The sequence below is a fragment of the Streptomyces sp. NPDC002730 genome, from assembly GCF_042888805.1.
In the GTDB taxonomy this organism is placed as follows: Bacteria; Actinomycetota; Actinomycetes; order Streptomycetales; family Streptomycetaceae; genus Streptomyces.
Genome location: NZ_JBIAQG010000020.1, coordinates 38,837 through 60,812 on the forward strand (window position 1 = coordinate 38,837; position 21,976 = coordinate 60,812).

Consider the following 21,976-nt stretch of genomic DNA (forward strand, 5'->3'; position numbering starts at 1 on the left):
GTGAACCTGCGTTCTCGCGCCGGAGCCGACCCGGGCGTGCTCCTCCGCAGCGTCATTGCTGCCCTTGCGCCGCTCGGGCCGGGAAAATGGCTCCAGGTGAACAGCCGCGGGACCGAGGCTGCGCAATCTGCTGCGTCACTTGATCGAGCAGGGAGCCGACGCACTGTCGGCTCCCATGCTCTGCTCCCCGGCCCCTCCGCGCGTGCGTACGGGATACAACGCGAGCTCAGTAAGTACTGCTGCCCATGACCTCGACGAAGGACTGCGGGTCGGCGTCGAACCCGCGGACGGCCAGGTGGAATTCCCAGTCGCCCGCCTCGCTCCGGATGAACTCCCCGACGACCGCGGCAGTGGATCCGGAGACGGCGGCGAAGTCGTGCTTCCCCAGCTCGGTGTGCCCCTCGAGTACGCGGACGAGAGTGTTCGCTATGTCGGCGAACACCCTCCGTCCCTCCCGCTGCTGGATGACCACACCCACGACGACGCGCCCGTAGGTGGCCGCCAGGCGGTCGAACTCCAGCGTCATGACCTCGTCGGAGCCGAAGCCCTGACCGGTCTTGCTGTCCCTGGTCAGGATGATGGTGCCGTCCGGCGATCGGCTGTCGAAGTGCACGACGTACGCCGGTTCACCATGCGTGGCATCCGCCCGGTACGTCGCGGCGACGATGTCGAGATCACGCGCCGGCTCGCCCAGGGGGCTCGGATCCCACCTGAGTGTCACCTCGGCCTTCCGGACCCCCTTGTTGAGACTGCTCACCAGATTCCCCTTCCCCGTAACCCCGTAACCGCCGGGAGATTTACGTCGGTTGACCATGCTGCCATGCTCACGCTCCCGCACCACGGAGTCCTGCTTACGCTCAGTGCGGGATCAGCCGCGGCGGTCGCTGTCGCACGACTTCCTCGCGGAAGGACTCGATGGCGCTGCTGACCTGACGGATCAGATGGGTGTTCTCGATCCGGTCCAGATACAAGCAGCGGCGGGCCAGGCCGTCGAGCTCGAAGGCGAAGCAGATCGACATCAGAGGATTGATGAACAGTTCGCTGCCGCGGGTGCGGGAGGTGAACTGGACGTTCCCGAAGGCGCCCTGGACCGCCGCGGCTATGGAACCGTTCACGATGCTGGGATGGTCGGGGGTGTGCGCCTGGGCATGGGCCACGGCGTCGATGAAGAGGGCGCCCTCCCGGGTGGAGCGAGGCACGGAGAAGGCTCCGAGATACGCGCCGTCCGCTTCGAGCGCGGCGATGTTCTCCAGGACGAGGCCATGGCTCACCCCGTGGTACGCGTCGACACCGAAGCCGAGGGAAACCACCAGACGCTCGGGCAGGTCGATCCCATCGAGACCATGGAGCGCCGCGACGCTGGTCAAGTCCTCCTCGGGAGTGCCCAGCCCTGACTCGTCGCCGCGCATGAGGATGTCCGTACCGCCGTCCACGAGGACGACGGCATCGATCTCGTACCGTTCGATCAGCGCCCGGTAGGCGGCGCGCAGTGGCTGGACTCCGACGCGGGCGAAGGCGTGGACCGTACTGGGGTAGCCGTGCAGGGCCAGCCATTGGGCGAGTGTGCGCTCGGGGAAGTACGTCTGATGGGGTGCCGATTCGGGAGTGATCTCGGCGACGTCCGGGGCGAGCCAGGCGTCCAGTGGCAGGCCCTCGATCGCGCTGAACGACAGATTGGCCAGATGTACATCCTTGCCCTGGTGCAGGAGGGAGAGTGCCACCGGAAGCCCGGCGTACACATCGAATCCGCCGCCCGCGCCCGCGACCAGAATGCGTTCCGCGGACTCGAGGCGAGTGAACAAAGGGTTTGTGTGCAGCGCCGTCATGACGATCATTGTGCAGGCCGGGCCGCTCGGGTCGTCGGCGACGAGACGGGGGTGGGAAGTATGACGTGGAGTAGTGAAGAACTCGATCTGGACGCGTACTTGGCGCGGACCGGGTACGACGGGGCAGCGCTTGCGCCGGATCTGGAGACGCTGCGGGCGCTCATGCGGGCGCATGTCGCATCGATCCCCTTCGAGAATCTTGAAGTGGCGCTCGGCCGGAGTGTGCCGCTGGATCTGAAGAGCCTGCAGGCGAAGCTGGTCGGCCGGCGGCGCGGCGGCTACTGCTACGAGCAGAACTCCCTGTTCGCCGCCGTGCTGGAGCGGATTGGCTTCCAGGTGGCGGGGCGCGGCGCCCGCGTTCGGGCGAGTGGACCCGGACTGCGGCCGGTGACCCATGCGGTCCTGGTGGTGACGGTGGACGGCGAACCCTGGCTCGTCGACACGGGGTTCGGCGCGTCCGGAATTCTGGAGCCGGTGCCGTTGCGGGACGGGACCGAGGTGGTGCAGGCCGGATGGACCTTCGGAATCACCCTGGAGGACGAGGGGATTCACGTACTGCGGACTCTTCGTCTCGAAGGGTGGGCCGATCTGTACGCGTTCGCTCCGCAATCGCTCTATCCCGCGGATTTCACGGTCATGAACCACTACAGCTCGAGCCATCCGCAGTCGCGATTCGTCGGTCAGGTGGTCGCGCAGCAGCCCGGTCCCGAGGTGCGTCACGCCCTTGTGCGTGACGAACTGAGCGTGTCGCGTTCGGACGGTACGCACGAGCGGCGCATAGTGTCGGCGGGTGAGCTGACGGCCGTACTGGAAGAGATATTCGGCATCCAACTGGATGCCGAGGATGCCGCGCGGCTGCGCGCACTGAGCGAGCGCAGTGGGGAGTGCCGGTGACGACGGAGACGGCGTGGAGCAGCGGCGAGCTGGACCTCGCGGCGTATCTGCGGCGCACCGGCTGTACGGAGTACCGGGAGGGCGCCAAGCCCGACCTCGCGACGCTGCGTGCCGTCCACCGGGCGCATGCGGCCGCGATTCCCTTCGAGAATCTGGACATCTTGCTCGGCCGGCCGATCCCCCTGGATATCGCGTCTCTGCAGGCGAAGCTGGTCGGCCGACGGCGCGGCGGCTACTGCTACGAGCAGAATCTGCTGTTCGCGGCCGTGCTGGAGCGGATCGGTTTCGCCGTGACGGGACTTGGCGCCCGGGTCAGGATGGGCGAGACGAAACTGCGGCCCGTCACGCATATGACGCTGAGGGTCGAGGCCGACGGTGAGCCGTGGCTCTGTGACGTCGGGTTCGGCGGGGAAGGGCTGCGGGAGCCGATACCGCTGCGTGACGGCGTCGAAGTGAGCCAGGGAGGGTGGACGTTCGCCATCGCTCGCGAGGACAAGGGGGTCAGGGCACTGCGCTCGCTGCATCCGGACGGCTGGTTCGATCTGTACGGCTTCACGCTGGAGGAGCGTTTCCCCGTCGACTACGCCGTGATGAACCACTACACGTCGACGCATCCGCGCTCGCCCTTCATCGCGCGGGCCGTGGTGCAGCAGACGGGAGAGGGCGTACGCCACAGCCTGGCGGGCACGCGGCTGTCGACCGCGCGCCCTCACGCCCCCGAGACGGAACGGCAGGTTCCGGCAGGGGAGTTGCCCGAGATGCTCGCCGATGTGTTTGGGATCGAACTGGACGCAGAGGAGTCGGCCGAGCTGATACGGGTGCACTCCGCCCGAGAGTGACCGGGGCCACGCTCCGCGCCGTACGATGGCGCGGTGCTGGTCAAGTGGATTCGCTGCACCGTGGTGGACCGTCGAGGGTTCGAGCGGGGGCAGCGGAAGTGGGCGGGGCTGCTGGGTGAGCCGGGATTCCGGGGACAGGGCGGTGGGTGGAGCAGGGGGCGGCCGCATGTCGCCCATGTATTCGCGTTCTGGGAGAGCCGGGCGTTCTACGACTCGTTCATGGCGCGCTCCCACGACAGGCTCGCGGCCGGCCAGTCGGGGACGTACAAGGACATACAGGTCAAGCTCTTCGACTACCGCTTCGATGTGAAGACGGGGTTCGAGCCGCGGTTCACCGACGCCGACGTGGTGCGGGTCGCGCACTGCCGGGTGCACGAGGACCGGGTCGAGCACTACGCCCTGATGCAGGAGAAGGTGTGGAACCCGGCGATGGCCGGGTCGCCGGGGATGCTGCGCGGGGTGTTCGGTGAGGCGCCGGGGAGCGAGTTCCTGGTGATGTCGATGTGGCGGTCGGAGGCGGAGCACGGGAAGTACCGGAGGGAGCGGGTGGAGCGGCTGCTGCTACGGGCGCAGACCGAGGCGGATGTCGCGGCGCTGGCCGGTGATGTGGTGCAGCTCGAACCGTCCTGGACGGTCTGAGTCCGGCTGTCGGCCTGCCCGTGGAACTTGCCGGATAAGCCGTCCGGAACCCGTCCCGAATACTCGGCCGGGTCCGGACCGAACTACTGTCAAGACATGGCACGACCGCAACGCATCGTTCTCGTCCGGCACGGCGAGTCGGAGGGGAACGCCGATGACACCGTGTACGAACGCGTGCCCGACCATGCGCTGCGGCTGACCCCGACCGGCCGGGCCCAGGCCGAGGCAACGGGTGCGCGCCTGCGTGAGCTGTTCGGACGCGAGACCGTCAGTGTCTATGTCTCGCCCTACCGCCGCACCCATGAGACCCTCCGGGCGTTCGCCCTGGACCCGGAGCTGGTGCGGGTCAGGGAGGAGTCACGGCTGCGCGAGCAGGACTGGGGGAACTGGCAGGACAGGGAGGACGTACGGCTGCAGAAGGCTTACCGGGACGCCTACGGCCACTTCTTCTACCGCTTCGCCCAGGGTGAGTCGGGAGCGGATGTGTACGACCGGGTGGGGGCGTTTCTGGAGAGCCTGCACCGGAGCTTCGAGGCGCCGGACCACCCGCCGAACGTGCTCTTGGTCACGCACGGACTGACCATGAGGCTGTTCTGTATGCGGTGGTTCCACTGGTCGGTGGCGGAGTTCGAGTCGCTGTCCAACCCGGACAACGCCGAGCCCCGGATTCTGCAGCTCGGCGACGACGGGCGCTACACACTGGACCGGCCGTTCGAACGCTGGCGGACCCCCGAGCCGTACGGCGTCACCGGATAGAGTGGCAGGAAGATGACCGACGACTCCTCTCGCGACCGGCGCTTCGAACGCGCCCTGGACAGCCTGCGCGGACTGTCCGTGGGAGACGCCTTGGGCTCCCAGTTCTTCGTACCCGCGAACTATCCCCTGCTGAAGCGGCGCGAGCTGCCGCCAGGTCCCTGGCAGTGGACCGACGACACCGAGATGGCCTGCTCGGTACTGGCCGTTCTCGCGGAGCACCACCGGGTGGACCAGGACGCGCTCGCCCGGTCCTTCGCCGAGCATCATGACTTCGACCGCGGCTACGGCCCGGCGGTCAACCGGATGCTCCGGCTGATCAGGGAGGGCGGCGACTGGCGGGAGCTGGCCGCCGAGCTTTTCAAGGGCCAGGGCTCGTGGGGCAACGGCTCGGCGATGCGTATCGCACCGCTCGGCGCCTGGTACGCCGGCGACCCGGAACAGGCCACCCACCAGGCCGAAATCTCCTCGTACACCACGCACCAGCATCGTGAGGCCGTCGTCGGCGCCATGGCCGTCGCGGCGGCCGCCGCGCTCGTCGCGGATCCCGCAGGCCCGCCCGGGCCCGCGGACCTGCTCGACGGAGTCGTCGCGCTCGTGCCGCGCAGCGCGGTGGGAGCCGGTCTGCGCCGGGCGCGGGACATGCTCGACTACGAGGATGCCGGGACGGTCGCCGCCGTCCTCGGCAGCGGTCGGCGAACCAGTGCGCACGACACAGTGCCGTTCGCCCTGTGGTCCGCGGCCCGCTCACTCGGCGACTTCGAGCGGGTCTTCTGGACGACCGCACAAGTGGGCGGGGATGTCGACACCACGTGCGCCATCGCCTGTGGCGTGGTGGCTGCGGGCAAGGCGGGGCAGCCGCCGGCCGACTGGCTGGAGCAGACCGAAGCGCTTCCGGAGTGGGTGCCCGGCCGGGCACGCTGAGCTGCGGCCGCCGGGCCGTTGACCGCCGGCGGCGCGGCCCGACGGTCACGGTCCGGCCTCGGGCGCGCATACGGGGGCGTCGATCGGGCGTGCCGGAGCTAGCCTGTCCGACACGCCGCTGCGTTGATCATCACGGGCGAGCGCAGACGAGACACCGGTCGTACGCACCGTCCTGCCGACGTGCGCTGCGCCCGGTTGGGAGGGGGTCCCGTGTCAGACGTACGCGACACACCGCCGTCGGCTTCCGAGCCCGGTCCGGGCGCGGAGCCGAAGGTTCCGGTCGCGGAGCCGAAGCAGGCGCCGAAGCAGGTGAAGGCCGATCCGTACAAGCCGCCACCCCAGTGGCAGCAATGGCAGTCCAACGAGCCGGCTGCCTGGCTCGTGCGGGTACGCCCCGGCCCGCCGGCCGGCGTGCGGGTCGCCACGCTCTGGTCGGCCCTGGCCACGGCCGTTCTCAGCGCGTTTCTGCTGGGCGACGGGGCAGGTCTGAACCTGCTGATCGTGGCGGTGCCCGCCGCCCTCGGCGCGTATTTCGCAGCCCGCACGGCCGGTCGCCGACTCCGTCCCTGGACCTGTGTGTGGGCGGTCGGCGGGGTGGTGCTGCTGGCGGTTCCGGTACTGAGGGACGCAGGCTGGCCGACGTTCCTTGCCGTCGTCTCCGCGCTGGCGGCCGGGTCCCTGGCTCTGCACGGCGGCCGCACCTGGCCGGGCGTACTGCTCGGCTCGCTCGGACTGTTGGGCGCGATCGGTTCCGGCATGGCCTGGGGAGCGCAGGGACTGCGCGAGCGGGCGGGCAGCTCGCGCGGCCGCTGGGGCCCCGTGGTGCGTACGACAGCGGTCGCGGCGGTGCTGCTGATCGTTTTCGGCGCGCTCTTCGCGGGCGCCGACGCGGCCTTCGCCGATCTGCTCGGCGGGCTGATCCCGGACATCTCGGTGGCCGACGGCCCCTGGCGCTTCCTCCTCTTCCTGCTCGGCCTGGTCGGAGCGCTCGCCGCCGCGCACACCGCCGCCGCCCCGGTGCGCTGGGACCGTTTCGATGTGCGTCCCGGCCGGGCCCGCGCCCGCTGGGAGTGGGCGCTGCCGCTCATCGTGCTCAATCTGCTCTTCGCCGCCTTCATCACCGTCCAGCTCGCCGTTCTCTTCGGCGGCTACGACAAGGTGTTGCGCGAGACCGGACTGACGTACGCCGAGTACGCGCGGCAGGGCTTCTGGCAGCTGCTCTGGGCCACCTTGCTCACGCTGCTCGTGATCGCGCTCGCGCTGCGCTGGGCCCCCCGCGCCGGTGCCCGCGACCGTGCGCTGGTCCATGTCGTCCTTGGCGCACTCTGTGTGCTCACCCTGGTCGTGGTCGCCTCGGCGCTGCGCCGGATGGATCTGTATGTCGCCGCGTACGGGCTGACGCGGCTGCGGGTGTCGGTGGCGGCGATGGAACTGTGGCTCGGCCTGGTGATCGTCCTGATCATGGCGGCGGGGGTGTTCGGCGTGAAGTGGCTGCCACGCGCCGTCGCGGCGAGCGGCGCGGTCGCCGTGCTCGTTTTCGGCCTGCTCTCCCCGGACGGAATGGTCGCCGACCGGAACGTACAGCGTTACGAGAGCACCGGAAAGATCGACGTCGAGTACTTTCAGGAGCTGTCGGCCGATGCCGTACCGGCCCTCGACAGGCTGCCGGAGCCGCTGCGCTCCTGCGCACTGAAGGGCATCGCGGCGAACCTCGAGGGCACGCACAAGCCCTGGTACGCGTCCAGTTGGGGCGAGTGGCGGGCGCGGAAGATCCTGGCGGAGCGGAAGGTCGACACCTTCAGGTATGCCTGCGGGGATCAGGGGATTCCCGGTGCGGGGCGCGACCAGTACGACGAGGACGCCCAGTTCGGCGAGGAGGGCGAGATCAGCCCGTACGACGTGCCGTGAGACTCCTTGCTGAAGGAGGCTGAGGTACGGGTCGTGCCCCCCGCGCACGACCCGTACCCCAATGTGGCGGATCTACGCGGCTGGCCCGCCCGCGCCCGCCGCCCCGCTGAGCGCCTCCAGGTCGCTCTTGCGTACGCGGATGATGAACACCGCGGTCAACACGGCGAGTCCGACCAGACCAACGCCGGCCCAGAACGCCGTCGCGATGCCTTCGGCGAGCACCTGGTGCCCCCACGGCGGGGGCAGTTCGTGCGTCCTGGCGAAGACTTCCTTCTGCGCAGGGGTCGAATCCGCGAGGAACGACGGCAGTTGCCGTTCGGCCTCGTCGCGGCTGGCGGTACTGAAGACGGTCATGAGAATCGACAGCCCCAGGGAACCACCCACCATCTGTGTGGCGTTGAGCAGACTGGAAGCCGCACCCGATTCGTGCTGCGCCACGCCCGAGACCGCCGTGAGCGTCGCTGTCACGAACACCAGCCCCATGCCGAAGCCGAAGAGCAGCATCGGACCGAGCACCCCGCCCGCATATGAGCTGCCGGGATCGAGCGCGGTCAGCCATGCCATGCCGCTGCCGGTGAGCACCGCGCCCGCCGCCAGGAACGGTTTGGGACCGAGCACCGGCAGCAGCTTCGAGGAGATTCCGGCCGCCGTCACGATCATCACCGTGACCGGCAGGAACGCGAGACCGGAGTTGATAGGGCTGTAGCCCAGCACGTTCTGTACGAACAGGACGATGAAAAAGAACATGCCGAACATCGCCGCGGCGAGGCTCATCATGATCAGATACGTGCCGGAGCGGTTGCGGTCGGCGAACATCCGTAGCGGAGTGATCGGTTCCCGCGCCCGCCGCTCGGTCAGTACGAAGGCGGTGAGAAGCACGATCGCCGCGGCGAACGAGGAGAGGGTGAGTCCGTCGCTCCAGCCGTCCTCGGCGGCCCGGATGAAGCCGTAGACCAGGGACGCCATGCCCGCGGTCGAAGTGAGCGCGCCCGCGATGTCGAACCGGCCGGAGTGCGGCTCGGACTCATTGATGAAAACCGGAGCGAGCACCGCGATCAGGATTCCGATCGGGAGATTGACGTAGAACACCCAGCGCCAGTTCAACCACTCGGTGAGCATGCCGCCGGCGAGCAGGCCGATGGCCGCGCCGCTGGCCGAGACCGCAGCGAAGATGCCGAACGCGCGGTTGCGCTCGGGGCCTTCGCGGAAGGTCGTGGTGATGAGAGCGAGCGCCGTGGGCGAGGCGATGGCGCCGCCGACGCCCTGGAGCGCGCGGGCCGCGAGCATCTGCCAGGGCTCCTGCGCGACGCCGCACAGCAGTGAGGCGAAGGTGAAGAGCAGCACACCGAAGACAAACACCCGCCGGCGGCCGAGGATGTCGCCCGCCCGGCCGCCGAGCAGCAGCAGCCCGCCGAAGGTGAGGGTGTACGCGTTGACCACCCAGGAGAGCTGGGTCGTGGTGAACTCGAGAGCCTCTTGGATGTGCGGGAGCGCGATATTCACAATCGTGGTGTCGAGGACCACCATGAGCTGCAGCGCGGCAATGACGGCCAGGGCTATCCCGGGGCGTCCCTGTCTGCGGGCCGCTCCCGGTTTGCTTGGAGCAGTTAATTGAGAGGTTGTCACTATGGTCCCCCACAAGTGAGTTAGTGAACGCAGCCGTTCACTGTCCTGTCAACCGTAGAGAGTCCCCCTCAGTGAACGCAAGCGTTCACTGCAGCTCCTGTCCCCAACGGAGAGAAGAACATGGCCAATTCGCGCTGGACTGCAGCCGCTGAGACGCCCCCGGTCTCGCTGCGCCGTCGAGGACCCGTGCTGGAACGCGCGATCCTCGAGGCCGCTCTGGAGCAGTTGAGTACGGTCGGCTGGAGCGGGCTCACCATGGAGGGCGTCGCCGCCGGGGCCCAGACCGGCAAGGCCGCCGTCTACCGGCGCTGGCCGTCGAAGGAGGATCTCGTCGCGGACGCCCTGCAGGCCGGGCTGCCGGTACTCGACGAGGCCGCCGATCACGGCAGCATCCGCGAGGACCTCTTTCAGCTCTGCCGGCAGGTGCGCGACGCGATGTACTCCAGGTCCGGCTTTGCGCTCCGCTCTGTGCTTTACGAGTGCGACAGCTCCACCGCCGAGCGCTTCCACGGGGTGATCGTGCGCCGTGTGGTCGAGCCGTCGAATCAGCTCTACCGGGAGGTGGTGCGGCGTGGTGTCACGCGCGGCGACGTTCGCCCCGACGCCATCGGTGAGCTGGTTTTCGATGTGATTCCGGGTCTGATGATGTACCGGTCCAAGGTGTGCGGCAGCGAATGGCCGGACGAGGACATCGCCGAAATGATCGATCAGATCATGGTGCCGCTGCTGCGCCCGGGCGCCGGCTGATCGCAGGCCCGCAGCCTCCGAGCGCAATCCGGTTGTCGCCGGCGGCGTCCGGCGGCGTACGCTTGCTGTCGCCATGCCGTACGAACCACCCACCCACACAGTCGAGCGCTCAATCCGAGCCACCACCGGCGCCAAGATCGTCGCAGGTGTCGACGAGGTTGGACGCGGGGCGTGGGCCGGTCCGGTCACGGTGTGCGCGGCGGTCACCGGACTGCGCAGGCCGCCCCCCGGGCTGACCGATTCCAAACTGATCAGCCCGAAGCGCCGTACGGAACTGGCCGGGCGGCTGGAACAGTGGGTCACGTCGCATGCCCTGGGGCACGCGTCCCCGGAGGAGATCGACCAGCTGGGGATGACCGCGGCGCTGCGGCTGGCTGCCGTCCGTGCACTGGATGCGCTTCCGGTCCGTCCGGACGCCATCATCCTCGACGGCAAGCACAACTACCTGGGGTTGCCCTGGCAGGTTCGTACGGTCATCAAGGGCGACCAGTCCTGCGTCGCCGTCGCGGCCGCTTCGGTGATCGCCAAGGTGCGCAGGGATGCGATGATGGCCGAACTGCAGGGGGAGTTCGGCGACTTCGGCTTCGCCGCCAACGCCGGCTACCCCTCGCCCGTGCACAAGGCGGCGCTCGAGGAGTGGGGTCCCACCCCCTACCACCGGCTCTCGTGGTCGTATCTCGACGCGCTGCCCCAGTGGCGGCACCTCAAGAAGGTCCGCGTCTCCGCCGAGGCGGCCGCACTGGAAAGCGGGGGCCAGCTCGGCTTCGAATTCTGAACTCGCCCTCCCCGCAGCAGGGTCGCACTTATGTGCCCACCCGCCGATGCCATCCGCACCGGCGTTTGATAGACATCCACTTATGCCTCTCATCCCCGAGGAGCCTCAGATTCACGAGAGTGCCCAGGGTCCCCGCGCAACTCCGGCCGCAGGCCGCACCGCGCCGACCCCCCGTCCCGTACCCGGTCCGCGTTCCGCGGCCTCGCCGCGTCCCGGACACCCGGGCCCCGGTACCGCCCGGCCCGCACCGCCGGTGCAGCGCACGCACACCTCTGCCGGGCAGCCGCAGGCGCCCCGGTCGGAGAATCGCGCTGTGCCGCAGATCCAGCTGATCCCCGCCCCCGTCGACGGCGCGCTCGACGCCGCCGACGAGGCGGTCGACCTGCTGCTCGACTCCGGCCGCGCGCCGGGCGACGTCCTGGTGCTCACCACCGGCGAGCAGCACCCGTGGGCCGCGCACGAGTTGTCCTTCGGCGAGGCCGCCTACTGGGCCCAGCACGACGCCCGCGACGACGTCTTCTACGCCGACGCCGCCGCGGTGGGACGTGCTTCGGCCCGCCCCGTGGTGGTCGTCGCGATCAACGGAGGCGCCGACGACGCAGCCGCCCACGCGCTGCCTGCAGCACTGGCGAAGGCGACCGCACTGTTGATCGTGTGCGGAGACCCCAAGCGGATCAACACCGTGCTCGGCACGGGCGTCTGAGCCGCACGGCTTGTACGGACCGCCTGGTCCGGTCGTGACCCGGCTGCCCACCACGTGGGCAGCCGGAGAGTGGCACCTTCAGCGTGCCGCCGTGCGCCGGAGCGCTTCAGCCGCGCCACTCGCGGTGCGCAGCGGCAGCGGCTCGGCCTCGGCCGCACCGTCGAAGAACTGGCCGGGCGACGACGTGGAGTTGGGTCGGCGTCCGCCCCGGCCCTCGCCCAGCACCTGCCAGCCGGCGCGCGTCAGCGTGATGTACGCACCACAGCGCAGCCCGTGCAGGGTGCACGCGTCCCGCAGCCCCCACATCCACGCCCCGTCCTCCTCCGTCCAACGCTCGTCGCCCTCACGGCAGTAGAGCAGCACGGCGGTACGCACGGGCGCGCGGAGACGCAGATCGTGCGGGATGACCCGGCGGAGATGCGCCAGCAGCACGTTGCGGAACTCCCAGCCGTCCACAGGCGCGGAACGCTGGGAGAACGAAGCACTGGCAGCGAGCCGGTCCTCGTGGTCGAGCACGGCGACGACGCCTGTCGCCGGTGCCGGCGCGTGCCGGGTGTGCAGTCCACTGACCACCTCGCGGGGGTTGCGCAGCAGCGGTATCCCGGCTGCTGCCCACTCGGCGGGCTCGAGCATCCTGGCGAGTCGGCTGGCAGAGCCGGCCGACGTGGTGATCGAAGTGGCTGCGGACGGAGGGAATCCGAAGGTCACGGTCCTCCCTTCACATTCGCGCCCACGGTGCGGGCAGGGTCGGGTGAGGGCGCACCGCGGCACGGCCCTTCCGGACCGCGAACGGACCGTGCGGGGGAGCGTTCCAATTCTTGCTGCCTCGTGGGCATGCGGCAACGAGCAATTTGGCGCCACCGACAGGAATCGGCGGGTATGACGCTCATATCCCTGCCCAATTGCGTAGCCGGTGACCCTCCAGTCACGTCTGAATAGCAAGGACCAGCGGAAACACCCCCCGCGCACCTGCCCTGCGCAGCAGTCGCGCCGCCACCGCGAGGGTCCAGCCACTGTCCGAAAGGTCGTCCACGAGCAGAACGGGCCCGTCGGCTTCGGCCAATGTCTCAGCCAGCTGGGGAGGCACCGTGAACGCCTCGTGCAGCGCCCGCACCCGCTGGGCGCTGTTGGTACGCGAGATCCGTGCCTCCAACGCCTCGGGCACGTACTCGACAGAGCCCAGCAGCGGCATCCTGCCGACCTCGGCGATCCGGCCGCCCAGGGATCCGACCAGCTGAGGCCTGCTGCGGGAGGCGATGGTGACCACACCGACCGGCCGAGGCGGTGCGTCCGCCGCGCCGGACGCCCAGCCGCCAGGGCCCTTGGCCCAGTCGGCGAGCACGGTCACCACGGCCTTCACCACCTCGTCCGGCACGGGACCGTCCGGTGCCTGCGCCGCGAGCATCGGCCGCAGCCGATTGCCCCAGCCGATGTCGGAAAGCCGCCCCAGCGCACGTCCCGGGAAGGACTGCTCCCCTTCGGGGATACGGCCCTTGAGGCTGACGCCCACCGCCGCCAGCCCGGTCGGCCACATCTTGCGCGGCTCCACGTCCACACCCGGCCTGCCCAGCTCCCCGCGCGCGGCATCCAGAGCCGCCGCGGACACCTTGTCACTGAACCGGGCCCCCGAGCAGTTGTCACAGCGACCGCACGGTGCCGCTTCCTCGTCGTCCAACTGCCGTCGCAGGAACTCCATCCGGCAGCCGGTCGACGTCGCGTAGTCACGCATCGCCTGCTGCTCGGACTCCCGTTGCCGGGCGACCCACGCATACCGCTCGGCGTCGTACGACCAGGGCTGTCCCGTGGTCGTCCAGCCGCCCTTCACCCGGCGCACCGCACCGTCGACGTCGAGGACCTTGAGCATGGTCTCCAGCCGGGTGCGCCGCAGTTCGACCAGCGGCTCCAGCGCGGGCAGCGAGAGCGGCCTGCCCGCCTGCGCCAGCACATCGAGGGTGCGTCGCACCAGCTCCTCCGGCGGGAAGGCGACCGAGGCGAAGTACTGCCAGATCGCCTCGTCCTCCTTGCCCGGCAGCAGCAGAACTTCCGCGTGCTCCACACCACGGCCCGCCCGGCCCACCTGCTGGTAGTAGGCGATGGGGGAGGAGGGCGAACCCATATGCACGACGAAACCGAGATCGGGCTTGTCGAAGCCCATCCCGAGTGCGGACGTGGCGACGAGGGCCTTGACGCGGTTGGCGAGCAGATCCTCCTCGGCCTGCTGTCGGTCGGCGTTCTCCGTACGGCCGGTGTACGAGGCCACTCTGTGCCCGCACTGGCGCAGATATGCCGTGACCTCCTCGGCAGCCGCGACGGTGAGGGTGTAGATGATCCCGGAGCCGGGCAGCTCGCCGAGATGATCGGCGAGCCAGGCCAGCCGGTTCGCGGCATCGGGCAGCTGCAGCACACTCAGGCTGAGGCTCTCCCGGTCCAGAGCGCCACGCAGTACGAGGGCGTCCGTGCCCGCCCCCGTACCCAGCTGCTCGGCGACGTCCGCGGTCACACGGGCATTGGCCGTGGCGGTGGTGGCGAGCACCGGGACCCCGGCCGGCAGCTCCGCGAGCATGGTGCGCAGCCGTCGGTAGTCGGGCCGGAAGTCATGGCCCCAGTCGGAGATGCAGTGCGCCTCGTCCACCACCAGCAGACCGGTGGCGGCGGCCAGCTTGGGCAGCACCTGGTCACGGAAATCGGGATTGTTCAGCCGCTCGGGACTGACCAGCAGCACATCCACCTCGCCCGCGGCCACCTCTGCCTGGACCGTGTCCCACTCCTCCGTGTTGGAGGAATTGATGGTCCGGGCGCTGATACCGGCCCGCGCCGCGGCCTCCACCTGGTTGCGCATGAGCGCGAGCAGGGGAGAGACGATCACGGTCGGTCCGCTGCCGCGCTCGCGCAGCAGCGAGGTCGCGACGAAATACACGGCAGACTTGCCCCACCCGGTCCGCTGCACGACCAGAGCCCGGCGTTTGTCCGCCACGAGCGCCTCGATCGCCCGCCACTGGTCCTCGCGCAGCCGGGCCGCGCCCGTCGTGTCCGAGACGAGGCGGGCGAGTACGGAGTCGGCCGAGGCCCTGAGATCTGCGCGGTCTGCGTTGGTCATGCCCCCATGCAACCCGATGGCGCTGACAAAGCGCGAACGAGGCCGCGAGCCTGTGGATAAAGTTATCCACAGGGGTCGCGGTGCCGGAGCCGCCACGAGACCGTCGTGCCATGAACAAGCACCACGAACACACCGGTCCGACCGACGAGCAGCAGATCACCCTGCGCGGCCCTGCCGAACTGGCCGACGCCCTGCCGTACATGATGGGCTTCCATCCGAACGATTCGATCGTGCTCGTCGCGTTGCACGGCAGCCGCGGCCGCTTCGGCGGGCGGCTGAGGCTCGGCATTCCACGCTCGCCGCGCGAATGGTCGCCCGTGGCCGAACAGCTCGCGGAGTGTCTGATCGAAGGCAGCGAACGTCGCGGTTCGCGGCCCGACGGCATTGTCGTCTTCCTCTGCCAGGATCCGGCGGACGGCGAGACGAGCCGCTCTGTGATGGAGCGGCTGCGCCCGCTCGCGCAACGGCTGCGCACCGCCTGCGGCACCCTCGAGGTGCCAGTCTACGAGGCTCTCTGTATCTCCGACGGCCGTTACTGGTCCTACTGCTGCCCCGACGTGCGCTGCTGCCCGCCCGAAGGCAGCGTGCTTGCCCTGCCCGGCACTTCGGTGATGGCCGCGGCCGCCGCCTACGTGGGGGTCCAAGTGCGCGGCTCCCTGCGGGAGATGGAGGGACGGCTCGCGCCCTGGACGACCCCGGCCGCGTCCGGCCAGGAGAAGGCGCTGGACACCGCGGGTTCCGCGCTGCTGCCCAGGATCCTGGACGGAACGGGGCGTGAGCAGGTCGCCGCGGAGACCCTCGCGCTGGCCCGCCGGCTGACGAAACGCATCGCGGAGACACCGCGGGATGGCGGCTGGGCCGAGTCGGATGTCGCGGACGACCGGCTCATCACACATGACGAGGCGGCCGCTGTGATCCTGGGCCTGCAGGACCGGGACACCCGCGACCGGGCTGCGGAATGGATGGAGGGAGCCGACGCGGAACCGGCGCTACGCCTCTGGCGGGCGCTGGCCCGCCGATGCGTCGGCCCGTACTCCGAGCACGCGGCCGCGCCGCTCACCCTCGCCGGCTGGGTCGCCTGGTCCACCGGCGACGAACCCGGCGCGCGGGTCGCCCTCGGACTCGCCCTGCGCGTCGACCCCGAGTACGTCTTCGCCCGGCTTCTGCACCAGGCGTGCAATGAGGGCCTGGATCCGGAGGCGCTGCGGAGCTGTCTGCGCACGGACCGCGGCACACGGGCCTCCTCGGGGACCCGCCGGGGCAGCGCGCGCCCGCACCGTTCGCGCCCGCAGAAGGTCCGGCCGGCGACTCGCAAGCCGGCTGCTGGCAGGAAGCACCCGTCCGCCGGGACGCGCCCCGGCGGCACAGCGGCCGGGAACCGCAGCCGCCCGCGCAGGCGCAGCGGGCAGCGCGGCACCAGAAGCGGGCGTTGATGCCGTGACACCGCCGCCTGTGCGGATCAGCAGGCTCGGTCTCGGGACGGTCGAGCAGGCCGCCGACGGCCTTCAGTTGGGGGTCTGAGCCGGTGGGCGCGCAGGGCTGGGGGAACGGGTGAAGAAAGAGTCGACGCAGGTGAAGAAGGGAGTGTTTATCGTCAGGCAGACGACTATGATCGCGGCATGTCGCCCTACGACCCGTCGGCCTTTCCGCCCTTTGCTGTCACCGTCGACCTGGTCGTGCTCACTGTGCGCCGGCATGCGCTCTGCGCGCTGGTCGTACGCCGCGGAGAGCCGCCGTTTCAGGGCCGGTGGGCGCTGCCCGGCGGCTTCGTCAGGGGCGACGAGGATCTGGCGGCGGCCGCAGCACGCGAGCTCGCCGAGGAGACCGGGCTGTGCGCGCACGACCCCGCTTCCCCGGCACCTGGCAACGGCGCACATCTCGAGCAGCTGGCCACCTATGGCGACCCCAAGCGGGACCCTCGTATGCGGGTCGTCAGCGTCGCCCATCTGGTGCTGGCCCCGGACCTGCCCGCACCCCGCGCGGGCGGCGACGCGAATAGCGCCCGGTGGGCCCCTGTCGAGGATCTGCTGGGCCAGGAGAACGGCTTCGGCCGCGAGGAGGAGCAGCCCGCAGCGCTCGCCTTCGACCATGCGCGGATCCTGGCCGACGGGGTGGAGAGGGCGCGATCCAAGATCGAGTACTCCTCGCTGGCGACCGCTTTCTGCCCGTCGGAGTTCACGGTCGGCGAGCTGCGGCGGGTGTACGAAGCGGTCTGGGGCGTTGCTCTCGATCCCCGGAACTTCCATCGCAAGGTGACCGGAACTCCGGGCTTCCTGGTCCCGGCCGGCGGGACCACCACCCGGCAGGGCGGCCGACCTGCCCAGCTCTTCCGGGCAGGCGGCGCCACCGTACTCAACCCGCCGATGCTGCGCCCCGAAGTCTGAGCGAGGTCTGACACCCGGGGCCCTGTCGGCTGCACCAAAAGTCGGAAATGTCGCGCTATCTTGCTGCGGTACCCGCCCTTCCGCCGAGCGGTCTCACCTACCGCGAGAGAAGCGATGCTCCAGGCCATCGGACTCACCAGCACCCGCCGCCGAGACCTCCCGCCAGCCGTCGACGATCTCACCTTCGAAGCTCGGTCCGGCTCTGTCACGGCCCTTCTCGGTGCGCCTGGCTCGGGCAAGACAGCGGCGCTGCGCCTGATGCTCGAACTCGAGTCCGGCCGGGGCGTCACCTACTTCCGCGGCAGCCCTCTCCATCGCATCGCCCACCCCGCCCGCGAGGTCGGTGTGCTTCTCGGCGACGTACCGGGCCATCCCGCTCGGACGGCCAGGGGGCAGCTCCGTATGCTCTGCGCAGCCGCTGGAGTGCCCGCGTCCCGTGCCGACGAGATGCTCGAGGTGGTCGGTCTCGCCGGCCTCGCCGGCCAGCGCCTCGACGCGCTCTCCCTCGGTATGGACCGCAGACTCGGGCTTGCCTCCGCCCTGTTGGGCGACCCGCAGACGCTGATCCTCGACGAGCCCTGCCGAGGTCTCTCGGCTGGTGAGAACAGTTGGCTGTACGGGCTGTTGCGCTCCCGCGCCTCGTGCGGCGGAACCGTTCTCTACACCACCAGTGATCCCAAGGGGGCCGCCCGCCTCGCCGACCGTGTCATCACCCTCGACAAGGGCCGCCTCGTCGCCGACCAGGACGCGGAAACCTTCTCCCGTACCAGGCTCCGCCCCCGCGTCGCCGTCCGCACCCCGCACGCCGCCCGCCTCGCCGCCGCTGTCGCGCGCGAGGCACGCGCCGCCCAGCGCTCCGTCGAAGTGGTCACCGAGGAGGGCAGCCTCCTCTCCGTCTACGGCAGCAGCTGCGCCGTGATCGGCGAAACCGCCTTCCGGCACGGTGTACTCGTTCACCGGCTCAGCGACGAGATCGGCGACACAGGCCCGGCGGCGGCGCCCCCACCTGACTCCGCACCTGACGCCACGCCTGCCCGAGAGGCCCAGAAACGGCCCGTACCGGCCGTGGCGGAGCGCCCCGGTCCTATGTCTCTCCCGCCCCCGCCGCGCCCCGTACGCAGCCCCCTGAGGCCGCTGCGCTATGAAATCCGCCGTCTCCTCGGAGTCCGGACCGCGGCGCTGATCGCGGCGGCCGCGCTCGTCGCCTCCCTCGCCCTCTGCGTCCTGCTCGCCCGCATCGGCGACGCCCCGCTGCCGGCCCTGCTCGCCGCCTGGCCCGAATACCTCCCGCTGCCGCCCGCCGCCTTCGCTGCCGGCCTGGTCGGGGCGCTCTCCTACGGTGAGGAGTTCCGCTATCCGGCGCTCGCCGCCGCCCGTGGCACCGTTCCCCGCCGCCTCGGCCTCCTCCTCGCCAAACTCACGGTGACCTCCGTGTTCGCCCTGCTGCTCGCGCTCCTTGTCGCGGTGGCCGACGCCCAGGCCCTCTGCCTTGTGTACGGCACCGACATGACTCCCGCCCCGCGGAACTGGCCTGCTCTGGTGACCAGTTGGGGCGGGCTCGCGGTCGGCTGCGCCTGGGCCGGGCTGCTCGCCGCCGGAGTCTTCCGGGTCACGGCCGCCGGAGTGGCCGCCGTACTCGCCGTACCGGTCCTCGTCGCCCCCCTCGTGCAGACGGCGCTCGTCGTTCCGCCGGCACGTTCGATCGCCGGACTTCCCGGCAGGCTGCGCGAGCTGGCCTGGGTACAGCTGCCGCAGCAGGCCGACCGTTGGCTGATGGCCGCCGTACGCCTCGTCGCCCAACCCTTCGGCGCGGCACTGGCGTTGTCACTCTCGGCCCTGATCTGCGCATATCTGTTCACGGGCCTTCGTCGCAAGCCACGTTGGTGATCATGATCGACCGGGTCCCGACGAAGTGTTCGCAACTCCCTTGAAGGCGCCCGTTTCTTTCCGATAAGGCGTCAATTGCGAGGCGAGCGCCGATCACCCTTTCGTGTGCTTTTCACCAAAGACCTCAAGGGCCACGGGAGCCGCGCCGACAAAGGATGCGTGAGTACCCTTGCGCACACCATGATGACCGCCGCCCGCCCCGCCGAGTCCGGCCTCGCCGGCCCGGGCGAACTCGATCGATACCCCTACGCGGAGTCGCCCGGCGCCGACCGCGTCGGCCCTCCCTCCTGGGACGGCGCCGACGCCGAGTTGGGCCGGGTCGGCCGCCGCGCGGCAGGCAGCCGGGGCCGCGGACTGCACGGCCAACTCGTCCAGCAACTTGGCCAGATGATCGTCTCGGGGGACCTCGGCGCGGACCGCCCGCTCGTCCCCGAGGAGATCGGCCAGCGCTTCGAGGTCTCCCGCACCGTCGTCCGTGAATCCCTACGCGTGCTCGAGGCCAAGGGCCTGGTCAGCGCCCGCCCCAATGTCGGCACCCGGGTCCGTCCGGTCAGCGACTGGAATCTGCTGGACCCCGACATCATCGAGTGGCGTGCCTTCGGCCCGCAGCGGGACGATCAGCGTCGGGAGCTGAGCGAGCTGCGGTGGACCATCGAGCCCCTCGCCGCGCGCCTCGCCGCAGGTCACGGGCGTGAGGACGTTCAGCAGCGGCTCGGCGACATGGTCGAGATCATGGGTCACTCCCTCGCCCAGGGTGACGGGATCACGTTCTCGCGGGCCGACGCGGAGTTCCACTCCCTCCTCATCCAGCTCGCCGGCAACCGCATGCTCGAGCACCTCTCCGGCATCGTCTCCGCCGCCCTCCAGGTCTCCGGCGGCCCGGTCACCGGCTGTGACCGCCCTACCGAGGTCTCCCTGGCCCACCATGCGCGGATCGCCGACGCACTCGCCACCGGCGACCCGCACGCCGCCGAGTCGGCCATGCGCCAACTGCTCACCGCGCACTCAGAGGTGGAGCGAGTCGTGCCTGCGCCGCGCGAGCACTGACCGCAGGACGCGGCCAGGGGTACCGAGGCGTACGCATCGCGTGTCGCCGGATTCCAAGGGGGTCCGGCGACACGATTATGTGGCGAACGCCCTCTCTGGCCGTTTTGTCGTAAATGAGGTGTGACTCGGGCCACGTGGATTGGGCGTAACACTCCTCGAAACAACGCGATGACCTAAGAGGTGACAGCCGAGGAGGGAATACAGCAGCCATACACGGCGCTGTGCAGCTCCGAGGTTTCATCCCGCGCCACCGGCACATCCGCAGCCCGGTGGTCGTCGGCTCCGGCCCGATCATGGGTGGGGCCGGAAGCCGTTTTCCATCGTTCCGAGAGGTTGTTCGTGTCGGCCAGCACATCCCGTACGCTCCCGCCGGAGATCGCCGAGTCCGAGTCTGTGATGGCGCTCATCGAGCGGGGAAAGGCTGATGGGCAGATCGCCGGCGATGACGTGCGTCGGGCCTTCGAGGCTGACCAGATTCCGCCAACCCAGTGGAAGAATGTTCTGCGCAGCCTCAACCAGATCCTCGAGGAAGAGGGTGTGACGCTGATGGTCAGTGCCGCGGAGTCGCCGAAGCGCGCCCGCAAGAGCGTCGCAGCGAAGAGCCCGGCAAAGCGCACCGCCACCAAGACCGTCGCGGCCAAGACCGCCACGGCGAAGAGCGTCGCGGCCACCGCGGCGTCGACGGCCGAGACCGCCGACGCCCCGGCCGACGACGCTTCGGCGACAGCGCCTGCCAAGAAGGCGGCCGCCAAGAAGACGGCGGCCAAGAAGGCGGTGGCGAAGAAGACCACCGCCAAGAAGACCGTGGCCAAGAAGACCGCGGGCAAGAAGGACGCCGACGAGGCCGCCGAGGGCGAAGAGCTGCTCGATGAGGCCCAGCCCGGTGGAAAGGGCGAGGAGGAAGAGGCCGAGGGCGAGAACAAGGGCTTCGTCCTCTCCGACGACGACGAGGACGACGCGCCTGCCCAGCAGGTCGCCGTCGCCGGCGCCACCGCTGACCCGGTCAAGGACTACCTCAAGCAGATCGGCAAGGTCCCGCTCCTCAACGCCGAGCAGGAGGTCGAGCTCGCCAAGCGCATCGAGGCGGGTCTGTTCGCCGAGGACAAGCTGGCGAACTCCGACAAGCTCGCGCCGAAGCTCAAGCGCGAGCTGGAGATCATCGCCGAGGACGGCCGCCGAGCCAAGAACCACCTGCTCGAGGCCAACCTCCGACTGGTCGTCTCGCTCGCCAAGCGCTACACCGGTCGCGGCATGCTCTTCCTGGACCTGATCCAGGAGGGCAACCTCGGTCTGATCCGCGCGGTCGAGAAGTTCGACTACACCAAGGGCTACAAGTTCTCCACGTATGCCACCTGGTGGATCCGTCAGGCGATCACCCGCGCCATGGCCGACCAGGCCCGCACCATCCGTATCCCGGTGCACATGGTCGAGGTCATCAACAAGCTCGCGCGCGTGCAGCGCCAGATGCTCCAGGACCTGGGCCGCGAGCCCACCCCGGAGGAGCTGGCCAAGGAACTCGACATGACCCCCGAGAAGGTCATCGAGGTCCAGAAGTACGGCCGCGAGCCGATCTCGCTGCACACCCCGCTCGGTGAGGACGGCGACAGCGAGTTCGGTGACCTGATCGAGGACTCCGAGGCGGTCGTGCCGGCCGACGCGGTCAGCTTCACGCTTCTGCAGGAGCAGCTGCACTCGGTGCTCGACACCCTGTCCGAGCGCGAGGCGGGCGTCGTCTCCATGCGCTTCGGTCTCACGGACGGCCAGCCGAAGACCCTGGACGAGATCGGCAAGGTCTACGGCGTGACGCGTGAGCGCATCCGTCAGATCGAGTCCAAGACCATGTCGAAGCTGCGTCACCCGTCGCGTTCGCAGGTTCTGCGCGACTACCTCGACTAGGTCGTCACAGCAGTACGCAGTATGTCGGCCG

General features: G+C 69.9%; 19 protein-coding genes. 14 read left to right on the top strand and 5 right to left on the bottom strand.

Going from position 1 to position 21,976, the window contains the following annotated elements; all coding sequences use genetic code 11:
* Nucleotides 1–226 precede the first annotated feature (226 nt).
* Together ACFYXH_RS37905 and ACFYXH_RS37910 are read right to left on the bottom strand one after the other, a co-directional pair.
* Nucleotides 227–757 carry a TerD family protein gene (locus ACFYXH_RS37905; RefSeq protein WP_389573162.1) on the bottom strand — a complete coding sequence of 177 codons (531 nt, stop codon included), beginning with the start codon at nt 755–757 and terminating at the stop codon, nt 227–229.
* Between the two features lie 100 nt (nt 758–857).
* Nucleotides 858–1,826 (bottom strand): DUF1152 domain-containing protein, encoded by a 969-nt coding sequence (locus ACFYXH_RS37910; protein WP_389573165.1) that lies wholly within the window; start codon nt 1,824–1,826, stop codon nt 858–860.
* Nucleotides 1,827–1,886: 60 nt separating this feature from the next.
* Between ACFYXH_RS37910 and ACFYXH_RS37915 the strand changes: the two genes are divergently transcribed.
* From ACFYXH_RS37915 to ACFYXH_RS37940, 6 genes are all read left to right on the top strand, one after another.
* The gene (locus tag ACFYXH_RS37915; RefSeq protein WP_389573168.1) at nt 1,887–2,720 is read left to right on the top strand and encodes an arylamine N-acetyltransferase; all 834 of its coding nucleotides are present in this window, start codon (nt 1,887–1,889) and stop codon (nt 2,718–2,720) included.
* A complete protein-coding gene (locus ACFYXH_RS37920) occupies nt 2,717–3,559 on the top strand; it encodes an arylamine N-acetyltransferase (RefSeq protein WP_389573170.1) in 843 nt (280 codons plus the stop codon). The genes ACFYXH_RS37915 and ACFYXH_RS37920 overlap by 4 nt, the downstream gene beginning before the upstream one ends.
* Before the next feature lie 33 nt (nt 3,560–3,592).
* Nucleotides 3,593–4,198, top strand: a complete 606-nt coding sequence (locus tag ACFYXH_RS37925) for a YdbC family protein (RefSeq protein ID WP_362688882.1) — start codon at nt 3,593–3,595, stop codon at nt 4,196–4,198.
* Nucleotides 4,199–4,294: 96 nt separating this feature from the next.
* Nucleotides 4,295–4,954 (top strand): histidine phosphatase family protein, encoded by a 660-nt coding sequence (locus ACFYXH_RS37930; protein WP_389573173.1) that lies wholly within the window; start codon nt 4,295–4,297, stop codon nt 4,952–4,954.
* A gap of 12 nt (nt 4,955–4,966) precedes the next feature.
* Nucleotides 4,967–5,875: an ADP-ribosylglycohydrolase family protein gene (locus tag ACFYXH_RS37935; protein ID WP_389573176.1), complete on the top strand. Its 909-nt coding sequence runs from the start codon at nt 4,967–4,969 to the stop codon at nt 5,873–5,875.
* A 210-nt stretch (nt 5,876–6,085) separates the two neighbouring features.
* On the top strand, nt 6,086–7,783 hold the full coding sequence (locus ACFYXH_RS37940; RefSeq protein WP_389573179.1) for a DUF4153 domain-containing protein: 1,698 nt from the start codon (nt 6,086–6,088) through the stop codon (nt 7,781–7,783).
* 72 nt (nt 7,784–7,855) lie between these two features.
* On the opposite strand, the gene ACFYXH_RS37945 is transcribed toward ACFYXH_RS37940, so the two are convergent.
* Entirely contained in the window at nt 7,856–9,409 is a 1,554-nt protein-coding gene (locus tag ACFYXH_RS37945; protein ID WP_389573182.1) for an MFS transporter, read from the bottom strand.
* 120 nt (nt 9,410–9,529) lie between these two features.
* On the opposite strand from ACFYXH_RS37945, the gene ACFYXH_RS37950 reads away from it, so the two are divergent.
* The 3 genes from ACFYXH_RS37950 to ACFYXH_RS37960 all read left to right on the top strand — a co-directional run bounded on the left by ACFYXH_RS37950 (nt 9,530) and on the right by ACFYXH_RS37960 (nt 11,634).
* Nucleotides 9,530–10,156: a TetR/AcrR family transcriptional regulator gene (locus ACFYXH_RS37950; protein ID WP_389573185.1), complete on the top strand. Its 627-nt coding sequence runs from the start codon at nt 9,530–9,532 to the stop codon at nt 10,154–10,156.
* A 73-nt stretch (nt 10,157–10,229) separates the two neighbouring features.
* Nucleotides 10,230–10,931: a ribonuclease HII gene (locus ACFYXH_RS37955; RefSeq protein ID WP_389573188.1), complete on the top strand. Its 702-nt coding sequence runs from the start codon at nt 10,230–10,232 to the stop codon at nt 10,929–10,931.
* Between the two features lie 82 nt (nt 10,932–11,013).
* Entirely contained in the window at nt 11,014–11,634 is a 621-nt protein-coding gene (locus ACFYXH_RS37960) for a hypothetical protein (protein WP_389573190.1), read from the top strand.
* 78 nt (nt 11,635–11,712) lie between these two features.
* Here the strand turns inward: ACFYXH_RS37960 and ACFYXH_RS37965 are convergent, their stop codons facing one another.
* Both ACFYXH_RS37965 and ACFYXH_RS37970 read right to left on the bottom strand, forming a co-directional pair.
* The gene (locus ACFYXH_RS37965; protein WP_389573193.1) at nt 11,713–12,342 is read right to left on the bottom strand and encodes a hypothetical protein; all 630 of its coding nucleotides are present in this window, start codon (nt 12,340–12,342) and stop codon (nt 11,713–11,715) included.
* Between the two features lie 217 nt (nt 12,343–12,559).
* Complete coding sequence (locus tag ACFYXH_RS37970; protein ID WP_389573195.1) at nt 12,560–14,731, bottom strand: RecQ family ATP-dependent DNA helicase; 2,172 nt, start codon at nt 14,729–14,731, stop codon at nt 12,560–12,562.
* 110 nt (nt 14,732–14,841) lie between these two features.
* On the opposite strand from ACFYXH_RS37970, the gene ACFYXH_RS37975 reads away from it, so the two are divergent.
* From ACFYXH_RS37975 to ACFYXH_RS37995, 5 genes are all read left to right on the top strand, one after another.
* Nucleotides 14,842–16,164 (top strand): DUF4192 domain-containing protein, encoded by a 1,323-nt coding sequence (locus tag ACFYXH_RS37975; protein WP_389573198.1) that lies wholly within the window; start codon nt 14,842–14,844, stop codon nt 16,162–16,164.
* Between the two features lie 186 nt (nt 16,165–16,350).
* Nucleotides 16,351–17,115: an NUDIX domain-containing protein gene (locus tag ACFYXH_RS37980; RefSeq protein ID WP_327326499.1), complete on the top strand. Its 765-nt coding sequence runs from the start codon at nt 16,351–16,353 to the stop codon at nt 17,113–17,115.
* Nucleotides 17,116–17,229: 114 nt separating this feature from the next.
* A complete protein-coding gene (locus tag ACFYXH_RS37985) occupies nt 17,230–19,002 on the top strand; it encodes an ATP-binding cassette domain-containing protein (RefSeq protein ID WP_389573201.1) in 1,773 nt (590 codons plus the stop codon).
* Between the two features lie 159 nt (nt 19,003–19,161).
* A complete protein-coding gene (locus tag ACFYXH_RS37990) occupies nt 19,162–20,049 on the top strand; it encodes a FadR/GntR family transcriptional regulator (protein ID WP_389573203.1) in 888 nt (295 codons plus the stop codon).
* Between the two features lie 339 nt (nt 20,050–20,388).
* Nucleotides 20,389–21,945: an RNA polymerase sigma factor gene (locus ACFYXH_RS37995; protein ID WP_389573206.1), complete on the top strand. Its 1,557-nt coding sequence runs from the start codon at nt 20,389–20,391 to the stop codon at nt 21,943–21,945.
* Nucleotides 21,946–21,976 lie beyond the last annotated feature (31 nt).

Excerpts from the sequence above, each read along its gene's own strand:
- ACFYXH_RS37910 (WP_389573165.1), bottom strand. The coding sequence starts at position 1,826 with ATGACGGCGCTGCACACAAACCCTTTGTTCACTCGCCTCGAGTCCGCG.
- ACFYXH_RS37915 (WP_389573168.1), top strand. The coding sequence starts at position 1,887 with ATGACGTGGAGTAGTGAAGAACTCGATCTGGACGCGTACTTGGCGCGG.
- ACFYXH_RS37930 (WP_389573173.1), top strand. The coding sequence starts at position 4,295 with ATGGCACGACCGCAACGCATCGTTCTCGTCCGGCACGGCGAGTCGGAG.
- ACFYXH_RS37935 (WP_389573176.1), top strand. The coding sequence starts at position 4,967 with ATGACCGACGACTCCTCTCGCGACCGGCGCTTCGAACGCGCCCTGGAC.
- ACFYXH_RS37950 (WP_389573185.1), top strand. The coding sequence starts at position 9,530 with ATGGCCAATTCGCGCTGGACTGCAGCCGCTGAGACGCCCCCGGTCTCG.
- ACFYXH_RS37955 (WP_389573188.1), top strand. The coding sequence starts at position 10,230 with ATGCCGTACGAACCACCCACCCACACAGTCGAGCGCTCAATCCGAGCC.
- ACFYXH_RS37960 (WP_389573190.1), top strand. The coding sequence starts at position 11,014 with ATGCCTCTCATCCCCGAGGAGCCTCAGATTCACGAGAGTGCCCAGGGT.
- ACFYXH_RS37970 (WP_389573195.1), bottom strand. The coding sequence starts at position 14,731 with ATGACCAACGCAGACCGCGCAGATCTCAGGGCCTCGGCCGACTCCGTA.
- ACFYXH_RS37975 (WP_389573198.1), top strand. The coding sequence starts at position 14,842 with ATGAACAAGCACCACGAACACACCGGTCCGACCGACGAGCAGCAGATC.
- ACFYXH_RS37980 (WP_327326499.1), top strand. The coding sequence starts at position 16,351 with ATGTCGCCCTACGACCCGTCGGCCTTTCCGCCCTTTGCTGTCACCGTC.
- ACFYXH_RS37985 (WP_389573201.1), top strand. The coding sequence starts at position 17,230 with ATGCTCCAGGCCATCGGACTCACCAGCACCCGCCGCCGAGACCTCCCG.